Source organism: Sphingopyxis sp. H053, from assembly GCF_001468225.1.
In the GTDB taxonomy this organism is placed as follows: domain Bacteria; phylum Pseudomonadota; class Alphaproteobacteria; order Sphingomonadales; family Sphingomonadaceae; genus Sphingopyxis.
The window spans coordinates 134,578-154,857 of record NZ_LNRU01000002.1; the positions used below are offsets into that span (position 1 = coordinate 134,578).

Annotated in this window: 15 protein-coding genes; 6 read left to right on the forward strand and 9 right to left on the reverse strand. The window is 65.6% G+C overall.

What is annotated here, in order from left to right; translation table 11 throughout:
• Positions 1-7: 7 nt before the first annotated feature.
• The 6 genes from ATE70_RS03885 to ATE70_RS03905 form a co-directional block, all read right to left on the reverse strand.
• The gene (locus tag ATE70_RS03885; protein WP_331458702.1) at positions 8-1,372 is read right to left on the reverse strand and encodes a carboxylesterase/lipase family protein; all 1,365 of its coding nucleotides are present in this window, start codon (positions 1,370-1,372) and stop codon (positions 8-10) included.
• Positions 1,267-1,566, reverse strand: a complete 300-nt coding sequence (locus ATE70_RS25735) for a carboxylesterase family protein (protein WP_331458528.1) — start codon at positions 1,564-1,566, stop codon at positions 1,267-1,269. The genes ATE70_RS03885 and ATE70_RS25735 overlap by 106 nt, the downstream gene beginning before the upstream one ends.
• Positions 1,567-1,604: 38 nt before the next feature.
• Complete coding sequence (locus ATE70_RS03890) at positions 1,605-3,785, reverse strand: TonB-dependent receptor (RefSeq protein WP_058536638.1); 2,181 nt, start codon at positions 3,783-3,785, stop codon at positions 1,605-1,607.
• Positions 3,786-3,964: 179 nt separating this feature from the next.
• Positions 3,965-4,987 (reverse strand): sugar phosphate isomerase/epimerase family protein, encoded by a 1,023-nt coding sequence (locus ATE70_RS03895; RefSeq protein ID WP_058536639.1) that lies wholly within the window; start codon positions 4,985-4,987, stop codon positions 3,965-3,967.
• A gap of 23 nt (positions 4,988-5,010) precedes the next feature.
• Positions 5,011-6,171: a Gfo/Idh/MocA family protein gene (locus ATE70_RS03900; RefSeq protein ID WP_058536640.1), complete on the reverse strand. Its 1,161-nt coding sequence runs from the start codon at positions 6,169-6,171 to the stop codon at positions 5,011-5,013.
• Positions 6,168-7,685: an MFS transporter gene (locus ATE70_RS03905; protein ID WP_197411382.1), complete on the reverse strand. Its 1,518-nt coding sequence runs from the start codon at positions 7,683-7,685 to the stop codon at positions 6,168-6,170. The genes ATE70_RS03900 and ATE70_RS03905 overlap by 4 nt, the downstream gene beginning before the upstream one ends.
• Before the next feature lie 115 nt (positions 7,686-7,800).
• Between ATE70_RS03905 and ATE70_RS03910 the strand changes: the two genes are divergently transcribed.
• On the forward strand, positions 7,801-8,811 hold the full coding sequence (locus tag ATE70_RS03910; protein WP_058536641.1) for a LacI family DNA-binding transcriptional regulator: 1,011 nt from the start codon (positions 7,801-7,803) through the stop codon (positions 8,809-8,811).
• Positions 8,812-8,828: 17 nt separating this feature from the next.
• On the opposite strand, the gene ATE70_RS03915 is transcribed toward ATE70_RS03910, so the two are convergent.
• Both ATE70_RS03915 and ATE70_RS03920 read right to left on the reverse strand, forming a co-directional pair.
• On the reverse strand, positions 8,829-10,517 hold the full coding sequence (locus tag ATE70_RS03915; protein WP_058536642.1) for a GMC oxidoreductase: 1,689 nt from the start codon (positions 10,515-10,517) through the stop codon (positions 8,829-8,831).
• Positions 10,518-10,531: 14 nt separating this feature from the next.
• Entirely contained in the window at positions 10,532-11,149 is a 618-nt protein-coding gene (locus ATE70_RS03920) for a gluconate 2-dehydrogenase subunit 3 family protein (RefSeq protein WP_058536643.1), read from the reverse strand.
• 158 nt (positions 11,150-11,307) lie between these two features.
• Between ATE70_RS03920 and ATE70_RS03925 the strand changes: the two genes are divergently transcribed.
• Both ATE70_RS03925 and ATE70_RS03930 read left to right on the forward strand, forming a co-directional pair.
• Positions 11,308-11,709 carry a c-type cytochrome gene (locus tag ATE70_RS03925; protein WP_058536644.1) on the forward strand — a complete coding sequence of 134 codons (402 nt, stop codon included), beginning with the start codon at positions 11,308-11,310 and terminating at the stop codon, positions 11,707-11,709.
• Between the two features lie 40 nt (positions 11,710-11,749).
• Entirely contained in the window at positions 11,750-12,772 is a 1,023-nt protein-coding gene (locus ATE70_RS03930; RefSeq protein ID WP_058536645.1) for a sugar phosphate isomerase/epimerase family protein, read from the forward strand.
• Between the two features lie 67 nt (positions 12,773-12,839).
• Here ATE70_RS03930 and ATE70_RS03935 read toward each other — a convergent pair whose 3' ends face one another.
• Entirely contained in the window at positions 12,840-13,847 is a 1,008-nt protein-coding gene (locus ATE70_RS03935) for a LacI family DNA-binding transcriptional regulator (protein WP_197411383.1), read from the reverse strand.
• A gap of 147 nt (positions 13,848-13,994) precedes the next feature.
• Here ATE70_RS03935 and ATE70_RS03940 point away from each other — a divergent pair, with 147 nt between their 5' ends.
• From ATE70_RS03940 to ATE70_RS03950, 3 genes are all read left to right on the forward strand, one after another.
• A complete protein-coding gene (locus ATE70_RS03940) occupies positions 13,995-16,205 on the forward strand; it encodes a beta-glucosidase family protein (protein WP_058536647.1) in 2,211 nt (736 codons plus the stop codon).
• Between the two features lie 24 nt (positions 16,206-16,229).
• Positions 16,230-18,494: a TonB-dependent receptor gene (locus ATE70_RS03945; protein WP_058536648.1), complete on the forward strand. Its 2,265-nt coding sequence runs from the start codon at positions 16,230-16,232 to the stop codon at positions 18,492-18,494.
• A gap of 62 nt (positions 18,495-18,556) precedes the next feature.
• The gene (locus tag ATE70_RS03950) at positions 18,557-20,266 is read left to right on the forward strand and encodes an alkaline phosphatase family protein (protein WP_058536649.1); all 1,710 of its coding nucleotides are present in this window, start codon (positions 18,557-18,559) and stop codon (positions 20,264-20,266) included.
• Positions 20,267-20,280 lie beyond the last annotated feature (14 nt).

Below are 20,280 nucleotides of genomic sequence, written 5' to 3' on the forward strand. Positions count from 1 at the left end.
TCATTTGTCAGCCGGGTCCATCGGGACCGACAAGATCGAGCCTGTCCGACCACGGGTCGTTTCCAGACCGCGCCGCGCCATCGGAGGCGAAGTCCATCACCTCGCCGCCACGAAAGCGGGGCCAGGCGGCGAGGCCAGGCCCGTTCGGATCTCCGGTTTTCACGAAGTTGACGACATAAGCGCTGATGGTCCGGGCGATCGCCCTGTCCCCGGCGATGGTCGCCGGGCCATATTTGGTGGCGACCGTATCGAGAAAATAGGGGATCTCGCTCGCGTGCGCCGCGCCCTTCGACCCCGCGCGCGCCGACTCGGCGACATAGGAAAAGCGATAGTGATAGGCGGGCTGCGCGGCCTCGGCGGCGCGTCCGGCGACATAGCGCGCCGGCTCGATCATGAACCTGTCGCCGCCGACCTTGAGCGCCACGTCGAAAAAGCTGCCGTCGCCCGCAGGATCATATATCGCCCGCGCCTTCGCGGCATTCGCGCCGAAACCGGCAAATATCTCCTCTTTCGACTTTGCGGCCACGAAACCGATATCGGCGCTTGTTGCGCCGATCATCACCGGCACCTTCGCCTGAAGGCCGCGGTCGAACATCGCCTCGACGCTTGCCGTCTTCGTCCGCCCGTCGGTGAACGGTCCCGACCAGGTCGGGGCGCCGGAGGGCGGCGCGAAGAGGCTCGCGAGATTGAGACCCGACACGATTTTTTCCGCCGGCAGGGCGCGGAGCCGCGCGAGCGCCGCCGCGTCGGTGCCGTCGATGCCGATGCTCTTCGCGAAATTCAGGCCGATCGCCTCGGCCGACGGGGCGCCCGGCAGGTCACGCGTCGCATCGCGCTGGAGGCCGGCGGTCCGCCCGCCACCCGACATGATGATGGCGCCATGAAACAGGTCGCGGACCGATGGCGAACCCAGCAGGTTCAGGACCGACATGCCGCCCGCCGATTCGCCCATGATCGTGACGCGGCCAGGATCGCCGCCGAACGCTGTGATATTGTCGCGGGTCCAGCGAAGCGCGGCCTGTTGATCCATCAGCCCCCAATTGCCGGCCGGGCCTTCGCCGGCCGCCGGCAGCGCCGGATGCGCAAAGAAGCCGAAGCGGCCGACCCGGTAATTGAAGCTGACGAAGATCACTCCGGCGCGCGCGAGGGCGGCGCCGTCATAAACCGCTGGCGAAGATCCGCCATTCACGAACCCGCCGCCATAGATCCAGAAAAGGACCGGCAGCTTCCTGCCCTTCGCGTCGGCCGGCGCCCAGACATTGACGGTCAGGCAGTCTTCCGAGGGCGGCGTGCCGAGGGGGCGGCATCGCTCGGGAACGGCAGCTGCATGCAGTCGTGCCCGAAGGCGGTCGCATCGCGAACGCCTGCCCAGGGAATGACCGGCTGCGGCGCGCGCCAGCGGAGTGCGCCGACCGGCGGAGCCGCGAAAGGAATGCCGCGAAAGGTCGCGACATCCCCTTCGACCGAGCCTGCGACATTTCCGCCGGTCACCGGCACGACAGGCGCCTGCTGGGCAGCAGCCGGCAGGGCGGCTCCCAGCAAGGCAATGGCGGCGAATATCCTCATGGCCCGTTCTCCCTGTCGTTTGACGCCCGCTCCGGCCGCTAGAATTTGAAGCCGGCGCGAACGCCATAGGTTCGCGGATCGGCGAAGGTCGCGCTGGTGCCGTTCTGCGCCGACAGGTTCGACAGCGTGATCACATTCTCCAGATTTTTCGCATAGAGCTGGACATAATAGCGATCCTCAGCCGCCGTATAGGTCAACGCCAGATCGGTCTTGTGGAAGCTCGGCTGGCGGAACTGCACCGGAACGGCATAGTCGGTCAGGACATAGGAATCGCTGAGCCGGATGCGCGCATTCGCCTCGATGCGGCCGCCATTGCCCAGCTCGAGCGTGAAATTATAGCCCGCCGAGGCGGTGAGCGCCGGCGAGCGATCGAGATCGCGGCCGGCAAAATCGATCCCCGGCCGGGGGATGAAGCGATCGTAGCGCGCGTCGAGATAGTTGACGCCGAAATCGAAACGATGGTTCGGGTGCGGGTGCAGGCTGGCCTCGACCTCGATCCCGTCGACCTTCGCCGCGCCGGCGTTGGTCGTGATCTGGCATGGCCCGCCGCAGCTGTTCGACTGGAAGCTCAGCTGCAGCCCCTTATAGTCATAGTGAAACACCGAGGCGTTGAGGCGCACCGCACCGTCGGCAAAGCGCGTTTTGATCCCGCCTTCATAGGCAGTGAGCGTTTCGGGGTCGTAATAGAGAATGTCGGCCGGCAGCGCGCATCCCGTGGCCGTGCCCGCTTCGCAGCCATCGTTGAACCCGCCGGCCTTGTAGCCGGTCGAGACGGTCGCATAGAGCAATGTATCGCCGAAATCATAGTCGACGCCGGCACGCCAGGTCACCTTGCTGAAGGTGCGGCGCGCATTGTTCTGCTGCGTCGGGATCTGCCCCACCGGCGCCGGGAAGATAATCACGGTCTGCCCGACGCGCGACTTGAGGTCGTGCGAATAGCGGACGCCACCGGTCAGCTTGAGCCCGGGAACCAGTTCATAGCTGAGCTGCCCGAACACCGCCTTGGACTCGGCGATCGTCGGATCCTGCGGAAAGCCATAGGCGAGCGCGCCGGGAACGAAGGGCGGGTTGAGGATGAAGGCCCCGATCCCTGACTTTTCCTTGAAATAATAGCCGCCGACCTGGCCGGTGAGCGGGCCGTCATTGTCGAAGGCGAAGCGCAGTTCCTGCGAATTCTGCCAATATTCGCCATCGAACACGCCGACAAAGGCGGTGGGCAAACCGAAATCCTGCGGCCCGCCTTCGTGACGCTCCAGCTCGCGGTAGCTGCCAAGATAGGTCATCGTCACCGGTCCGAACGCCCAGTTGAGCTCGGCCGAAACGCCCCACGTATCATTGTCGGTAAACGACGGCGTGCCGTCATTGTGCAGACGCATCCGCTGACGCGTCGATCCGAGGTCGATATATTGCGGCTGCCCACCCGGCGTGAAAGGCCGCGTGAAGAAATTGGTCAGGCGGACGCTGTGCGCCGGACGCCCCTTGATCCGGCTATAGTCGCCCTTGACGAGAAGGCTGACGTCGGGGCCGAGCTCGAGCAGCGCCGACAGGCGGGCCGACAAATTGTTCTTGGCGGGGTCGAGCTTGAAGGGCGACGTCGGCGACTGGATCACGAAACTGTCGCGGCGGTCGTAATTGACCGCTCCGCGCAGCGCGAAACCGCTGGTGACCGGCACATTGACCATCGCCGTCGCCTGGATGGCGTCGAAATTGCCATAGGCGGCGTCGAACGACGCCGCAAAATGATCGAGAGGACGCGCCGAAATCACCTGCACCGCCCCCGCGGTCGTGTTGCGCCCGAACAGCGTTCCCTGCGGCCCGCGCAGCACCTCGACCCGCTCGATGTCGAAGAAGCTGACCTCCTGCGCCTGCGGCCGCGCGATATAGACGCCGTCGAGCAGGAAGGCGGCCGAGGGGTCGCCCTTCTCCGTACCGTCGGTGCTGGTCACGCCGCGGATCGTGATCTGAAGCCCGTTGGCGCGGTCGATCGACAGGTTGGGAACCACGTCGGCGAGCTGCGTCGGGTTGGAAATGCCCGCATCGCGCAGCCCTTCCGCGCCGATCGCCGTCAAAGCGATCGGCGTTTTCGAGGCCAGTGTTTCGGTGCGCGTCGCCGTCACGACGATGTCGCCGTCCTGCGGCGCTCCCCGCCCTTGCGCGAGCGCGGGTGACGCGATGAGTGCGACGGTGACGCAAAGATGAATTCGCAGACGATGTGCCATTGGCTCTCTCCCTCCTGTTTTATCTATGAACTCGATTACAGTTCACGTTTTCTAAGGGTAAAACCGATGTCTTTGGCAGAGTCAAGTAATCGATTACAAATCTATCTCGAATCGTAACATTTTCATGCTTGATAACGTTATCATTTAGACCTCACGTATGAAGCATCCCCAGCGGCGGCTCAGCCCCTGTCAGCGCCTCCGGCAAAGTCGTCGAACGCCCGATCGGTCACGCGGATGATGCGGTCGGCGATGAACCCGGCGCCCTCGCGCGCGCCGTCCTCGGGATGCTTCAGGCAGCATTCCCATTCGAGCACTGCCCAGCCCGGGAAATCATATTGCGCGAGCTTGGAGAAGATCGTGCGGAAATCGATCTGACCATCGCCCAGCGAGCGGAAGCGTCCGGGGCGGTCGATCCAGTCCTGATACCCGCCATAGACCCCCGACCGGCCGCTCGGCCGGAACTCGGCGTCCTTCACATGGAACGCCTTGATGCGTTCGTGATAGAGATCGATGAAGGCGAGATAGTCGAGCTGCTGGAGCAGGAAGTGGCTCGGGTCATAGAGGATGTTCGCACGCGGGTGATCGTCGACGGCGGCAAGGAAGCGTTCGAAAGTCGCGCCGTCGTGGAGATCCTCGCCCGGATGGATCTCATAGGCGACATCGACCCCGACATCGTCGAAGGCGTCGAGGATCGGACGCCAGCGGCGCGCGAGTTCGGCGAAGGCCTCGTCAATCATCCCCGCCGGACGCTGCGGCCAGGGATAGAAATTCGCCCACGCGAGCGCGCCCGAGAAGGTGACATGCGTATCGAGCCCGAGATTGCGGCTCGCCTTCGCGGCGAGCAGCAGCTGTTCGGTCGCCCATTGCCGGCGCGCCTCGGGCTTGCCGTGCAGATGCGCGGGCGCGAAGGCATCGAACAGCCGGTCCTGCGCCGGATCGACCGCGATCAGCTGCCCTTGCAGGTGTGTCGACAGCTCAGTGATCGCGAGGCCATGTTCGGCGAGCGTGCCGGCCAGCTCGTCGCAATAGTCGCGGCTCTCCGCTGCAAGCGCGAGGTTCACCAGCCGTCCGCCGGTAGGAAGCTGGAGCCCCTTGTAGCCGAACCCCGCCGCCCAGCCCGCCATTCCGGCGAGGCAGTCAAAGGGTGCCTCGTCGCTCTCGAACTGTGCCAGAAAGATCGCGGGGCCTTTTATCGTTCGCATGGAAATCCTTTCGGAGGGGAGGGTCAGTTATGCGGCCCGGTTTCTTCGACCGGTTGCCATGTGCCGCCTTGTGCCGAAGACCGGAGCGCGGCGTCGACGAAGCGCAGCCCGCGCACACCGTCTTCGATCCCGCAAAGCGGCGTTTGCGCGATCGGCGTCGCGGTGCGGATCGCGCCGGCGAAATCGCGGTAGATGTTCGCGAACGCCTCGATGAAGCCTTCGGGATGACCCGCCGGCAACCGCGTCGCGCCAGTGGCAAGCGGACCCAGCCAGGGCCCGCCGGCGCTGACGATCTCGTCGGGACGGTCGGGCCAGCGCAGATAGAGATTCTGGCTGTCGGCGTGCGACCATTGCAACCCGCCGCGATCACCCCAGATGCTGAGGCGCAGGTCGTTGCGCGCGCCCGCAGCGATCTGCGTCGCCGCGACAAAGCCCCGCGCGCCGCCGGCAAAGCGAAGCAGCAGCGTCGCATCGTCGTCGATCCGGCGGCCCGGCACAACCGCGACGAGATCGGCGAGCAGATGGTCGATCCGCTCGCCCGATACATATTCGGCAAGGTTGAGGGCATGGACACCGATGTCCGAAATGCAGCCGCCGACGCCCGTGCGGGCGGGATCGGTGCGCCAGCCCGCCTGTTTGTTGTCGCCATGCTCGACCGGATCGGCCAGCCAGCCTTGCGGATATTCGACATGGACCCGGCGAATGCGCCCAAGGTCGCCACGCGCGGCGCGCTCGCGCGCCTCGCGAACCAGCGGATAGCCGGTGTAGGTGTAGGTCATAGCATAGAGCGCGTTTGACGCGGCGACATGGCGCTGCAACGCCAGCGCCTCGCCCAGTGTCGCGGTCGCGGGCTTGTCGCTCATCACATGCACGCCCGCCGCGAGCGCGGCGGCGGCGATCGGAAGATGCGTGTCATTGGGGGTCGTGATGGCAACGAAGGCGATGCCGTCGGGGCGCTGCGCCTCCGCGGCAAGCATGGCCGCGACGTCGGGATAGGCGCGATCGGAATCGATGCCATATCCCGCCGCCGCCGTCAGCGAACGCGCATGATCGCGGCTGAACACCCCCGCGCGCAGGCGTATCGCGCCGTCGAGTTCGGCCGCCATGCGGTGCACCGGCCCGATAAACGAGCCGGGGCCGCCCCCGACCATCCCCATGGCGAGGGGCTGCGCGGGCAAGGTCATGCCTCGCTCCGCGCCGCCGCCAGAGTGACGGGAGCATAGCCCCCGCGCGACCGGAAGAAGAGGATCAGCGCGAGATAGATTGCGAGCATCATTATCGGCAGCAGCGCGACTTCGCGCAGCGCCCCCTTCTTGCCCTCAACGACCACCGTCTCGATCGCCTGCCGTTCGGTTTCGGGTGCTCGTGCGACCGATGCCGCGTCGAGCGCGCGGTACGAGCCGAACACACCCTGCTTCGGCGCCGACAAATGGGTGTCGGCGAGCCGCGTTTCGTGCGCCCGGTCATAGGCGGCGAGCCCCGCCGCGGTCGAACGGTCCTGGATCGTGCCGAGCAGGCTCGCCCCGACGATTCCGGCCGCGAGCATCCCCGCGCCCGCCATGACGTTCACCGTCACCGCGCCGCCCTTGGGAAAACGCTCCGACGCGACGGCAAGGCTGGTGCCCCAGAAGAAGCTCTTGCCGATGCCATAGAGCGTGGCCGCCGCGAGCAGCGCAGCGCCGCTCGATCCCGCCATCCAGAACAGGCCGATCGCGGCGAGCGCCGACGCGATTGCCAGCGTTCCGAGCGGGGTGGCGACGCGCACGATCGATCCCGCGAACAGGCGGATCACGAAAACGATCGCGGCGGTGTAGACGAGCACCCAGCCCGCCTCGATCCCCCAGCGTGCCAGTTCGGGCTCCATCAGCGAGACGATCCAGCTGTCGGTGCTGAGCTCGGTGATCGCGAGCGGGATCATCACGAGCACGAGGACAATATAGAGCGGATGCCCCGCCGAGCGGGCGTAGAGGGCATAGAGCGCGGTCAGCGCCGCGACGGCGAAGACGACGAGCGTCCCGGGCAGGTCGGCGACCCGCCCGATCTCGACGCACATCAGCGACAGGATCACGAAGGCGCTGACGAAGCCCGCTTCCTTCAGCATCTCGCGATAGGAAACGCCCGCCGCGACGCGCTCGCTGACGGGGAAACGCTGCCCCCAGAGCGCGATCGCATAGATAAGGACGGGGACCGCCATGATCGCGGTCTTCGCGCGCCAGTCGACATGCGCGCCAAAGGCGATGGCGATCACCCCGCCCAGCATCAGCCCCAGCGGCCAGGCGGCGTGGAGCCGGTTGAGCCAGCGCGGCTTGTCCTCGCTGTAGAGCGTCGCGACGAGCGGATTGGCGGCGGCCTCGACCGCGCCGTTCCCCAGCGCCATGATGAAGGTGCCGGCATAGAGCGACCAATAGCCGCCCGCGGTCACCAATATGCCGAGCCCGACGATGTGGCAGACGGCCGCGAAACCGAAGGCGCGGCGAAATCCGATCCGGTCGATCACGAGACTGAGCAGCACGATGGTAATCGCGAAGGGCCACAGGCCGACACCCAGCAATTCGCCCTTCTGGGTTTCCGACAGGCCAAAGGCCACACCCCATTCGTCGACGACCATCGCACGCAGCACGAAGCAGAAGGATGTCGCCGTGATGGCGGCGAAAGATATGCCGAAAAGCCGCCGCCGCGTATCAAAAGGTCCGATCACCAACCCCTCCCCAATTTATCTATGTAATGGATTACATTATGCACAGTGGCGTTGAATCGCAAGGCCAATAATACTAAGCTTCCCAACGCTTTTCACGATGAGAGAACGTTTCCAAATGACGACAATTGCAGATGTGGCACGCGCGGCAGGTGTTTCGACCGCCACAGTGTCGCGCGCACTAAGCAACCCCGATGCGGTCAGCGAACCGCGGCGCAGCCAGGTGCTGCAGGCGGCGAAGGCGCTCGGCTATACGCCCAACTATGCCGCGCAGAGCCTGCGCACCACCCGGTCGCAGCGGATCATCCTGACCGTTCCCGACATCTCCAACCCCTTTTTCTCCGCCGTGATCCGCGGCGCCGAGGAGGCCGCGCTCGCCGCGCGTTACTCGCTGCTGATCGGCGACACGCATCACGACAGCGAGCGCGAGGAATATTATGCCGCGATGCTGACGCGCCGCGAGGCCGACGGCATGATCTTCCTCGGCCACCGGCTCGCGCCGACGATGGTCGCGCTGGTGGCCAAGCAGGGCGAGAAGGCGCCGATCGTCAACGGCTGCGAGTTCGAACCCGGCCTCAACGTCTCGAGCGTCCATATCGCCAATGCCGTCGCGGCGGCGGAGGCGATGCAGCATCTCTATGACCTCGGGCACCAGCGGATCGGCGTCATCACCGGCCCGCTGCTGAGCCCGATCAGCCGCGACCGGTTGAGCGGCGTTCAGGGCGCCGCGGCGGGGCAGCGCCTGTGGGACGAGGTACTGGTGCGGACGGGCGATTTCTCGGTCGATTCGGGCGAGGCGCTGACGCACGAACTGATGGCCGAGGCGGCGCCGCCGACCGCGATCTTCTGCTTTAGCGACGAAATGGCGATCGGCGCGATCGCGGCGCTTCGCGAACGCGGCCTCGATTGCCCACGCGACGTTTCGGTCGTCGGTTTCGACGACATACGCTACGCCCGCGCCTTCCATCCCGCGCTCACCACGATCAGTCAGCCCAAGGAAACGATCGGGCGCAAGGCGGTCGAGATGCTGCTCGCGATCCTCTCCAAGAAGGCGGAGGGTCTCGCGTCGATCACCCTCCCCCACGAACTGGTGGTGCGCGAAAGCACGGCGCCGCCGCCCGCGCGCTGAGGCAGCGGCCAGCCCCTTCAGAGCTGGCCGGCCTTGAGCCGTTCGACCGCATGATTGGCGGCGCGTGCCGTCAACGCCATATAGGTCAGCGACGGATTCTGCGCCGCGGTCGACGTCATGCACGCGCCGTCGGTGACGAACAGGTTGGACACCTCGTGCGACTGGTTGAAGCCGTTCAGATAGGATGTCGTCGGATCGCGCCCCATGCGCGCCGTGCCCATTTCGTGGATCGCGAGGCCACCGGGCGGTAGCGCCGTCCGGATCGCGCTCACGCCCACGGCGCCCGCCGCGGTCAGCATCGCCACCGCCTCTTTCGATATATCCTCGGCCATCAGCTTTTCGTTCGCGCCCCATTCGAACCGCGTGTTGAGGATAGGAATGCCCCATTTGTCCTTCTTCTGCGCATCAAGGCTCAGCCGGTTGTCGTAATTGGGCAGGCACTCGCCGAAGCCGGCGATATAGATGAACCACGGCCCCGGCTCGCGCAGCGATTGTTTCAGCGGCGCGCCGAAACCCGGCGTCATCGCGCCGCGCGTCCAGTTGGAGCGCGCGGCGGCGCCCTGCAGGCCATAGCCGCGCAGGAAGGGCGCATCCTTCTTTCCGACATTGCGGAAACGCGGCATGTAAAGGCCCGCGGGACGATTGCCGATCGGCTGGCTGTCGAGCATCCCGGGCACGATGCCAAAGGCGCCGCCGGTCATCAGATGGTCCATCAGATAATGACCGAGCACCCCGCTTCTGTTGCCGATACCGTCCGGATATTGCTCGCTCGTCGAGTTGAGCAGGATCTGCGTGGAGCCGAGCGTCGACGCGTTCAGGAAGACGATCCGCCCGCGATAGGTCGTGCGCGTTCCCTTGGCGGAGTCGATGACCCGCACCCCCGACACCTTGCGCGTAGCGGGATCGTGATCGAGCCCCTCGACGATCGCGTCGGTGACGATCGTCAGATTGCCCGTCGCTTCGGCGGCGGGGAGCGTCGAGCTGATCGAGCTGAAATAGGATCCGGTCGAACAGCCGCGCTGGCACGGCCCGCAATAATGGCACGCCGCGCGGTCGCCCAGATCCTGTGTCAGGATCGCCGACGGCGCGATCATCAACCGCCGGTCGGGATAGGTTTTCGCGATCCCCTCGGCGACATGCGCCTCGCAGCGATTGAGCGGCATCCCCGGCTGGAAACGGCCGACCGGGGCCGTCGGCGCGTCATAGTCCGACTGCCCCGAGACGCCGATGAAGCGTTCGACATGGTCGTACCAGGGGCGGATGTCCTCATAGCGGATCGGCCAGTCGACGCCGTGGCCGTCCTCGGCATTTTCGGTGAAGTTGATCGGCCCCAGCCGCGGCGTGACGCGCCCCCAGGTGAGCGAGCGGCCGCCGAGATGATAGCCGCGGATCCAGCTGAACGGATGCTCGGCATCCTGCCCATAGGGATGTGCGCTGTCGCTCACGAAGAAATGGTCGGTCGACTCGCCAAAGGCGTAGCAGGTGCGCTGGATCGGATAGTCGCGCTCGTAGCGATGCCGGTCGCCGAGGTCGCGGAAGGGGAACTCCCACGCCGCCTTGTGCTCGCCGACATAATCTTCGGGCGTGATCGACCGCCCACGCTCGATGAGCAGAACCTTCAATCCCTTTTCGGTCAACTCCTTCGCGGCCCAGCCGCCCGAGATGCCCGAGCCGACGACGATCGCATCGAAATCCTGATTCGACATGGTGATGCTCCCGCTTAGTAGGCGCTGAAAGGCGACAGCGAATAGAGGATGAAGGAATCGGCGCGGTCACCCGGCTTGAACGGCGCGTCGGGCCGATATTCGTTCGGGACCATGTCGAGCCGCAGTTCGACCGATGCGCCGAGCTCGCTCGTATAATAGCCATAGACGGTGAGCCGCTTCATCAGCACCGCAAAGGGCGTGCGCGGCCGCACGCCGGCGCCGGGCGCCGCCATCGCCGCGCCGGCGGCAGCGAGCTGCTTGCCATAATAATCGTCCTTCGCGGCCTGCGCGAGTTCGGCGAACGGCTTCCCATGCGCTGCGCGTGCGCCGTCGCCAAAGGCGGCCATCCCGTCCATGAAGTGCGTCCGCTCGGCCGGGTTGAACCAGTCGGCCACCATCATTTCAATGAAGGCCGGCACACCCGCTGCCTTCGCCCCGCCGGTATCGGTCGCGGGAATGATCGTTTCGGCAATGTCGGCAATCAGCGCCCGCCGGTCCGGAGACCATGGCTCCGGCGCCGCCATGGTGGCGCGCGCGGCGGGGGTCACCAACCCGACACCGAGCAAGGCGGCAAGCTTGAGCAAATCGCGGCGACCGGTAAGGGCGTCGCCGGCAGTCTGGGCGGATGGCATTGACCTCTCCCTTGCTTATGTTATGATGATTGAGTAATCGATTGCAAATACCTATGCAAGAGGGTAAATCGGCATAAATATACAAATGAAAGCCCCTACTGCGACGCTATATGTAATCATTTACATATGGCACGACCGGGGAAAAAGAGGGATCGAGGATGAACAAGAAGGCTATGCCCGTGCGGCGGTTCGCCATCGCATCGGCGATTGCGACCGGCGCCCTGCTGTTCGCGGCACCCGGCGCAACCGGCGCCGACGCCCCCAACCCGAAAGCGCGCGTCGCGTTTCAGGCCTGCGCCGCCTGCCATTCGGACAAGGCCGGCGTGACCCGGCTCGGGCCCAGCCTCGCCGGCATCTTCGGCAAGCCCGCCGCGCAGGCGAAAGGCTTTCGCTATTCCCCCGCGCTCGCCAAGGCGAAGCTGCGCTGGGACCGCAAGACGCTCGACGCCTTTATCGCGAACCCCAAGGCGGTCGTTCCGGGCAATCGCATGAGCTACCCCGGCGTTTCGGACCCGGCCAAGCGCGCCGCGATCATCGACTATATGCAAGGCCTGCGCTGACACCGGCCAAACCGACAACGAGAATGAAAGGGACAGGATTATGAAGGGTCGCCACATCGCACCGCTCCTGATGATTTCGTCGGCCCTCGCCGCCGGGGGGGCCTCTGCCCACGACCATAGCGCGCACAAGAAGGCGCCCGCCGCCGCCCGGTGCCTTGGCCTGCCGGTCGAGAAGGTCGCGATCCAGACCTATGTCTTCGCCAGCACGGTCGCGAACATCCCTATCCCCGCCGAATGGGACACGATGCCCGTCGGCGAGAAGTTCGAGCGGCTCAAGCCATCCTTCGCCAAGCTCGCCGGCGCGAAGCCCGACCCGGCACGGCTCGAGTCGGTGCTCGAGCAGATTTCGGCGATCGGCTATCGCAATATCGAGGGGATGGACCTGATCGGCGGCAGCGACCCGGCCGCCTATGCAAAATTGCTCAAGGACAACGGCCTGCAGGCGGTGGCGAGCCACGCATCGCTCGACAACGCCAAATGGCCCGCGACTCTCGCCGCCGCAAAGGCGCGCGGGCAACGCTTCATCGGTTCGGGCGGGTTCGGCCAGCCCGGGCTCGACACGCTCGACCATGTCCTCGAAACCGCGCGCAACCTCAACGCGCTCGGCGAAGCCGCCAGCGCCGAGGGGCTCACCCTCTATGTCCACAATCATACCGGCGAGTTCGACAGCCGCTTCCCCTATGATCATGGCGACGGCAAGCCGGTGATGACGAGCGCGTGGGAGATCGTCGCCGCGAATACCGACCCGCGCTTCGTCCAGTTCGAGGTCGACATCTTCTGGGCACGTCTGGCGTTCAAGCCCGATCGCCTCGACGACCTGCTCGCCTTCCTCGAAAAATATCGCAGCCGCATCGCGCTCCTGCACATGAAAGATCTCGCGCCCAACGGCGCCGTCACCGACCTGGGGGCCGGCACGACCGACTGGCGCCGTGTTATCGAGGCCGCGGGACCGCAGATCGCCTATTATGTCTATGAGTTCGACTTTCCGGCCGATCCGGTGAAATCAGCGAAGACCGGCTTCAACTATCTGACTTGCGGCGAAAAGAAGCCGGCTGGCACGTAATCGGGAGCGTGTCGGGCGAGAAGGGCGCACGCCTGACTGCCGAGCCGATACCTCCCTCTTCCGGACCCTAAGTGGTGCCTCGCACAACAAGCCTCGTCGGCAACAGAATATTTCCCGTGCTGAAACCCTCGGGATCCGCGACGAGACGCACCGCCTGAAAGGCCAGGTCCGCTATCGGCTGATGAATGGTCGTAAGCGGCGGCCAGACGAGCTGGGCAATATAGCTGTCGTCGAACCCCGCGACCGCTATGTCTTCGGGGACCGAGCGGCCAAGCTCGCGAATGGCTGCCATGGCGCCGATCGCAACCTCGTCGTTGAAGGCGAAGATCGCGTCGGGCAGCGGGTTCGAGCCGCGCAGAAGATCTAGCGTTGCAATGCGCCCGGCTTCCGCAATCGATTCATTCAGTTCGATGCGAGTCAGCGCGACACCCGCGGGATCGCCGCCCAAGGCGCCCAGCGCGTCGCAGAAGGCCCGCTCGCGGACCATCGCGGCTGCATGATCGGCGGGGCCGGCAATGATCGCGAAACGGCGGCGTCCGGCGTCCCACAAATGCCTCACCAACTGCTCCACCGCTCGACGCTCGTCGGCGCCGACCGCGACCGAGCGGCCAAGCTGCTTGCCGGGGGCGATGCGCACATAGGGCAGGCCGTCGCGATCGAGGGCGTCGAGCAGCTTTTCATCGTCGCAGACCGGCGGCGTCAGGATCAATGCGTCGCAATGGGCGCCGCGCAGCCCCTGCTCGTAGCGGTCGACGACGCTGTCCGCGCCATGGTCGAACTCCTCGAGGACGAGGTGATAGCCATATTGCCGGCAGGCCTTCGCCGCCCCCCGGAATATCTCAGCGAAATAGAAGGACGAAAGGTGCGGCATGAACGCGCCGATCAGGAAGGAGCGTGACGCCGCCAGCGACCGCGCCGCCTGATTCACGCGATAGCCGGTTTCGCGGATTGCCGCCTCGATGCGTTCGCGCGTCGCGGCGCTGACATTGACGTCGCGGTTGACGACGCGCGACACGGTCTTTGCCGATACGCCGGCGATCGCGGCGACATCGTCCAGGGTGGCAGGCCTTTTCACGGCGGGACCAATAGGATTCATCGCGCCTTGTTAGACGCGGAATACGTATCCAGTCCACCCTTTATGTCAGCGCTGACATTTTTCATTGTCAGCGCTGACATAATTAGATAGCTAGCGATTCGAAAACAGAAGAAATGGGAGAGTTTGATGGGGTCGTGGCTTTGCCGCGCGGCGTTGCTGGCCGCCTGTTCGACATCGGCTATCGCACCGGGAGTCCATGCGCAGGATGCGGCCGACGACGCCGATCGCCGCGCCGCCACCACCGAAGCCGCGATGACCAATGCCGAGCGGGTGACCCTGCTGAACGGCATCATGGCTATGCCCCTTGGCGACGTAAAAATCCCCGAAGGCGTTCCGTTCGGCGCCGGCTATATTCCCGGCATTCCTCGCCTTGACGTTCCTGCGCTCACCGAAACCGATGCCAGCCTTGGCGTTTCCTATGTCGGCGGCCTGCGCGGCGACGGCGCGACCGCGCTTCCGTCGGGAATGGCGATGGGATCGACATGGAGCCCGGACCTCATGCGAAAGGGCGGCGCGCTGATCGGCGGCGAAGCTCATGCCAAGGGTTTCAATGTCCTGCTCGCGGGCGGCATCAACCTGATCCGCGATCCGCGCGGCGGCCGCGCCTTCGAATATCTGGGCGAAGACCCGCTGCATTCGGGACTGCTCGGCGGGGCGGCGGTTGCAGGCATCCAGTCGCGGGGCGTGATTTCGACGATCAAGCATTTCATACTCAATCCGACCGAGATCGGGCGGCAGTTCCACAATGGCATGATCGACGAAGGCGCGCTGCGCATGAGCGATCTCCTCGCGTTCGAGATCGCGATCGAAAAGGGCCAGCCCGGATCGGTCATGTGCGCCTATAACAAGGTCAATGGCGCGCAGGCGTGCGGCAACGATCGCATGCTGAACGGCATCCTCAAAGGCGACTGGGGCTACAAGGGCTGGGTGATGTCCGACTGGGGATCGGTCCGGGCGACCGATTTCGCGCTCCATGGCCTCGACCAGCAATCGGGCTCGCAGCTCGACGCGGCGGTGTTCTTTGGCCAGCCGCTGCTCGACGCAGCCAATCGCGACAAGCGCTACCAGCGTCGCATCGCCGACATGAGCCGGCGCGTGCTGCGCTCCATCTACGCCGTCGGGGTCGATCGCAACCCGCCGCGCAAGGCGCCGATCGATGTCGCCGCCGGGGCCGCGGTCGCGCAGGAGATCGCCGAAAAGGGCATGGTCCTGCTTCAGAACCGCGGCAATATCCTGCCACTCGCCGTCTCGGCAAAGCGCATACTGGTAGTCGGCGGCTATGCCGACGCGGGCGTGCTTTCGGGGGCGGGATCGTCGCAGGTGCAGGGTCAGGGCGGCCCGGCGGTGTCGCTTCCGACCGTGAAGGACGGGCCGTTCACCGCGCTGATGGCGCAAAATTATCACCGCTCTTCGCCGCTCGACGCCATTCGCGCCCGCGCGCCGCAGGCGGAGGTCGTCTTTCGCGATGGTCGCTACCCGGCCGAAGCGGCGATCGCGGCGAAGAACGCCGACCTCGTCATCGTCTTCGGTACGCAGTGGATGACCGAAGGGCTCGACGTCCCCGACCTCTCGCTGCCGCAGGGGCAGGATGCGGTGATCGCAGCGGTGGCGAAGGCCAATCCGAAGACGGTCGTCGTCCTCGAAACCGGCGGCCCCGTCGCGATGCCGTGGAAGGACGATGTCGGCGCGATCCTCGCGGCTTGGTATCCCGGCGCGCGCGGCGGCGAGGCGATCGCCAGGGTGCTGTTCGGCGACGTCAATCCGTCGGGCCGCCTGCCCGTAACCTTTCCCGCTTCGATCGCGCAGCTTCCGCGCCCCGCCCTTCCCGGCGCCGAGACCGTCGAGCCCAGCTTCGCCGGACATGGCAAGCCGGGCCAGACGCTCGACATCGACTATAATATCGAAGGCGCCGACGTCGGTTACCGCTGGTTCGCGCGCCAGCAGGCGAAGCCGCTCTATCCGTTCGGTTTCGGGCTCAGCTACACCCGCTTCGAACGCTCGGGCCTTGCCGTAACGGACGGGGCGAGCCCCACGGCTGCCTTCACGCTGCGCAATAGCGGTGCGCGCGACGGCGCCGATGTCGGACAAGTCTATCTGGTCGAAACGCCGCGCGGAAAAACGCGCCGGCTGGTCGCCTTTGCGCGCGTCGACCTGAAACCCGGCGAGACGCGCCGGGTCGACGTGCCCATCGACCCGCGCCTGCTCGCCGACTGGGGCCCCAAGGGCTGGGCGATCGCGCCCGGCACCTATCGCTTCGCGCTCGGCGCGTCGGCCGAAGACCTGATCGAGGAAACGGGCGTCACGCTCGCCGGAAGGACCTGGAACTACCGCAAATAGACCATCACAGAACAGGGGGACGACATGAAGAGGATTTGGACTTCCGCCACCGCGCTCGGCGCTGTGCTCGCGGCCACGACGCCGGCCTTCGCGCAGGATAGCGCGGCGACCGACGAACAGACCGGCGGCTTCGGCGAAATCATCGTTACTGCGCAGAAACGCGCCGAAAACCTCCAGGACGTGCCGATCTCGGCAACCGTCGTCAGCGCGGATGCACTTGCTTCGCGCCAGATTTTCGACCCGTCGCAGCTCCAGCTCGTCGCGCCCAGCCTGCAGGTCAAAAGCTTCAACGCGGCGCTCGGCGCATCCAATTTCTCGATCCGCGGCGTCGGCACATTGAGCTTCTCGAACTCGATCGAAGCGAGCGTGACCTCGGTGATCGACGGCGTGGTCATGGGCAACCCGTCGCTCGGCTTCATGAACTATCTCGACCTCGCGCAGATCGAAGTGCTCAACGGGCCGCAGGGCATGTTGTTCGGCAAGAACGCCTCTGCCGGCCTCGTCAACATCACGACGCGCCGCCCGGAAATCGGCCGTTTCGACGGGCAGGTGATGGGCGAGATCGCACAGATGAAGGTGCCCGGCGACGGATTGCTCTATCGTCTGCAAGGCATCGTCAACGTTCCGCTGGGCGATAAGGCCGCGCTGCGCGTCAGCGCGTCGCAGACGCATACCGATCCCGTCATCACGAATCTGGTCGACGTTCCGGGCAGCCAATATGGCCAGAACCAGACCAGCCTGCGCGCCAAATTGTTGTGGGAACCGACCGCCGAGCTCAGCATCTATATCGCCGGCGACTATGCCCATTCCTCGGGCGTCGGATCGGGCGGCAGCGCCGACCGGATCGTCCGGCCCACGAGCCGCTTCGCCGCCGAAAACGCCGCACTCGGCATCGTCGCCAACCCCGACAATTTCTTCTCGAGCTATGGCGCGCCGACGCGGGCCAATTTCGATGTCGGCGGGCTTCAGGCCAATATAGATTATGAGTTCGAAAGCGGTCACACGCTGACCAGCATCACTGCCTGGCGAAAGTTCGACGCCGACAACCTCTTCGATTCGGACAAGCACCGCATCAACCTGCTCGATACGAACCACCAGCTTTCGACGATCAGCCAGTTCACCGAAGAGCTGCGGCTGGCGTCGCCGGTCGGCCAGTTTTTCGAATATCAGTTCGGTCTCTATTATTACGATTCCAAGAGCGATTCCGACATCACCGCGGCGGGCGCCAACGGCGCGACAGCATCGCCGCCGGCCGGCTTCAATGCATGGCTCGGCATTCACTCGACCGGCTCGATGACGTCGAAAAGCTACGCAGGCTTCGGTCAGGGCACGCTCAATATCAGCGACCGCTTCCGGTTCACCTTCGGCGGTCGCTATACCTATGACAAGCTCAAGCTTCGCTCGGTCAGCGATGCGGCCGGGTTCGTCGTCCCGTTCGGCGCGGTGGGGTCGCGCAACCAGCGGATCAGCGAGGAAAATTTCTCGTGGCGCGTCGGCGCGCAATATGACGTGACCGACGACGTCATGGCCTATGCCTCGGTGGCGCGCGGCTACAAGGGACCGGGTTTCAACCTGACGATCGATCCGCGCGCGCCGCTGATCATGCCCGAAATCCCGACCTCCTATGAAGCCGGAATCAAGTCCACGCTGCTCGATCGCCACCTGATCTTCAACATCTCGGGCTACACCTCGACCTTCAAGAACTTCCAGGCGCAGGCGTTCGACACGGCGAGCAACGGCTATGTCCTGCTGAACGCGGGCGAACTCAAGTCGCGCGGGTTCGAGATCGAGGCGTCGGCGCTGCCCGCCGAAGGCCTCGTCTTCAATCTGGGGGTCAGCTATGTCGACGCCTTCTTCTCGGACTTCCAGGGTGACCGCTGCTATCCCTTCCAGCCGAACTGCCGCGCCAACGGGACGATCGATTCGTCGGGCAACCGCTTGCCGAACGTGCCCAAATGGACGGTCAGCCTGACGGGCCGCTATGAAACGCCGGTCAGCGAAAGCCTCGCGGTATTTCTGCAGGGTGCGCTCTACGCTCGCACCGGTTCGAACTTCAGCTCGACCGAGGATCCGAACACGAAATTGCCCGGCTATTCGCTGTTCGACGCCAGCATCGGACTCAAACAGATCGACGACAAGTTCAAGCTGACGCTCTTCTGCCGCAACTGCTTCGACAAGCGCCAGCCGACCTTCATCAACTCCAACTCGCAGTCGCGCGGCGACTATTACCACATGTTCGGGCTCAACTCGTTCCGGACGCTGGGCGTGTCGCTGGAAGGTCGTTTCTAAAAAGAGGGGAGGCGCCGGGCCGTCGATTGGGACGGCCCGGCGTCACGCCCGGGAGGGTTCGGATGACCAAGAAATGGATCGCGGCTGCGGTCAGCGCCATCGCCATGGCCGCATTTTCGGCGACACCCGCCGCCGCCGAGGAAACGCCCGGCAAACCAAAGCTGGTCGTCCTGATTTCGATCGACCAGTTCTCGGCCGATCTGTTCAACGCGAGCCGGAGCGAATTTCATGACGGGCTCGCCAGGCTGGCGCAGGGCATCGTCTATTCGAACGGTTTTCATGCGCAGGGCGTGACCGAAACCTGCGCGGGCCATGCGGTGATTGCGAGCGGCCGGCATCCTGCTGCGACGGGGATTATCGCGAACCAATGGTACGACCAGCGCGCCGGAGCCGATCGCTATTGCACCGACGACGGCGTCCATGTCGCGGCACGCGCCAGCCGCAAACTCGGCACCGGACCGGCGATGCTCGAGGTGTCGACGCTCGGCGACTGGCTCAAGGCCGCCTCGCCCGCCAATCGCGTCTTTTCGGTCGCGGGCAAGGATCGGTCGGCGATCATGATGGGCGGCCGCCATCCCGACGGGGCGTTCTGGTTCGATGGCAAGCAGGGATTCGACACCTGGGGCACCGATGCTGAGGACGCGCAGCGCCGCCTCGCGCCGCTTGCAAAGCTCAATGCCGGGTTTGCGCGGCGGCTGAAGGCCGCACCCGCCTGGACCTACCGGCGCGAAAGCTGCCGCGTACGCGAGGCGGTGATTCCCCTCCCCGGCGGCAAGAGTTTCCACGCGCACCTGCCGCCCGATCCGCCGGCCGCGATCCCGGGCCAGCCGCCCGCGAGCGGCGCGGCGCTGCCGCCCTGGTTTTATGACCAGATCACAATCGACGCGGCGATCGACCTGCTCGACGGACAAAAGCTTGGCCAATCGCCCGGAACCGACCTGCTCGCGGTCGGCCTGTCGGCGACCGATATGGTCGGCCATGCCTATGGCACGCAGGGACCCGAGATGTGCGACCAGATGGCCCGGGTCGACGAGGCGGTCGGTCGCCTCCTCAAACGGATCGCGGAACTGAAGATTCCCGTACTCGTCGCGCTCACCGCCGACCATGGCGGCGGCGACATCCCCGAACGGCTGGCGGAGCGCGGCTATCGCGATGCCGGGCGGATCGATGCCGCCGCGCTGCTCGCCGATCTCAACGCCGCGGCGCGCGCCGCGACAGGCGTCGACTGGAACCCGCTGCGTCCGGCGTTCTTCGACCCGACGCAGCTTGTCGTCGTCGACGCCGGCGGGCAGTCGCTCGCCGATACCGCGCTCAAGAACCGCATCGCCGAAGCGACCGCGGCGCGCGCGCTCACCCGGCCGGGCATCGCTGGTGCCTGGACGGCGGCGCAATTGCAGGGGCGGAAACCCGACCCGCGCCTGTCCCCCGACCTGCTGCCGGTCGCCGACCGCATGGCGCTGTCCTTCTATCCCGGGCGTAGCGGCGACATATTGCTCGCGACCGACCCGCTGAAGATCGCCGCGCCGCCGCTCCCCGGCCTGTTCATGATGGGCCATTCGGGCCCCAGCGACTTCAACCGGCGCGTCCCCATCCTCTTCTGGTGGCCCGGTGTGGCGCATCAGGAACGCGCCCTGCCGGTACAGGTGGCCGATGTGGCGCCAACACTTGCCGCCGCCATACGGGTCGCGCCGGACGGTCCGGTCGATGGAGAATGCCTCGCACTCGGCGGAACGGGGACAGGCTGTCCCCTTCCGGCAGCATCGCGGCGATAATGTGAAAGGACAGA

Excerpts from the sequence above, each read along its gene's own strand:
- ATE70_RS25735 (WP_331458528.1), bottom strand. The coding sequence starts at position 1,566 with ATGAGGATATTCGCCGCCATTGCCTTGCTGGGAGCCGCCCTGCCGGCT.
- ATE70_RS03890 (WP_058536638.1), bottom strand. The coding sequence starts at position 3,785 with ATGGCACATCGTCTGCGAATTCATCTTTGCGTCACCGTCGCACTCATC.
- ATE70_RS03895 (WP_058536639.1), bottom strand. The coding sequence starts at position 4,987 with ATGCGAACGATAAAAGGCCCCGCGATCTTTCTGGCACAGTTCGAGAGC.
- ATE70_RS03900 (WP_058536640.1), bottom strand. The coding sequence starts at position 6,171 with ATGACCTTGCCCGCGCAGCCCCTCGCCATGGGGATGGTCGGGGGCGGC.
- ATE70_RS03910 (WP_058536641.1), top strand. The coding sequence starts at position 7,801 with ATGACGACAATTGCAGATGTGGCACGCGCGGCAGGTGTTTCGACCGCC.
- ATE70_RS03915 (WP_058536642.1), bottom strand. The coding sequence starts at position 10,517 with ATGTCGAATCAGGATTTCGATGCGATCGTCGTCGGCTCGGGCATCTCG.
- ATE70_RS03920 (WP_058536643.1), bottom strand. The coding sequence starts at position 11,149 with ATGCCATCCGCCCAGACTGCCGGCGACGCCCTTACCGGTCGCCGCGAT.
- ATE70_RS03925 (WP_058536644.1), top strand. The coding sequence starts at position 11,308 with ATGAACAAGAAGGCTATGCCCGTGCGGCGGTTCGCCATCGCATCGGCG.
- ATE70_RS03930 (WP_058536645.1), top strand. The coding sequence starts at position 11,750 with ATGAAGGGTCGCCACATCGCACCGCTCCTGATGATTTCGTCGGCCCTC.
- ATE70_RS03940 (WP_058536647.1), top strand. The coding sequence starts at position 13,995 with ATGGGGTCGTGGCTTTGCCGCGCGGCGTTGCTGGCCGCCTGTTCGACA.
- ATE70_RS03945 (WP_058536648.1), top strand. The coding sequence starts at position 16,230 with ATGAAGAGGATTTGGACTTCCGCCACCGCGCTCGGCGCTGTGCTCGCG.
- ATE70_RS03950 (WP_058536649.1), top strand. The coding sequence starts at position 18,557 with ATGACCAAGAAATGGATCGCGGCTGCGGTCAGCGCCATCGCCATGGCC.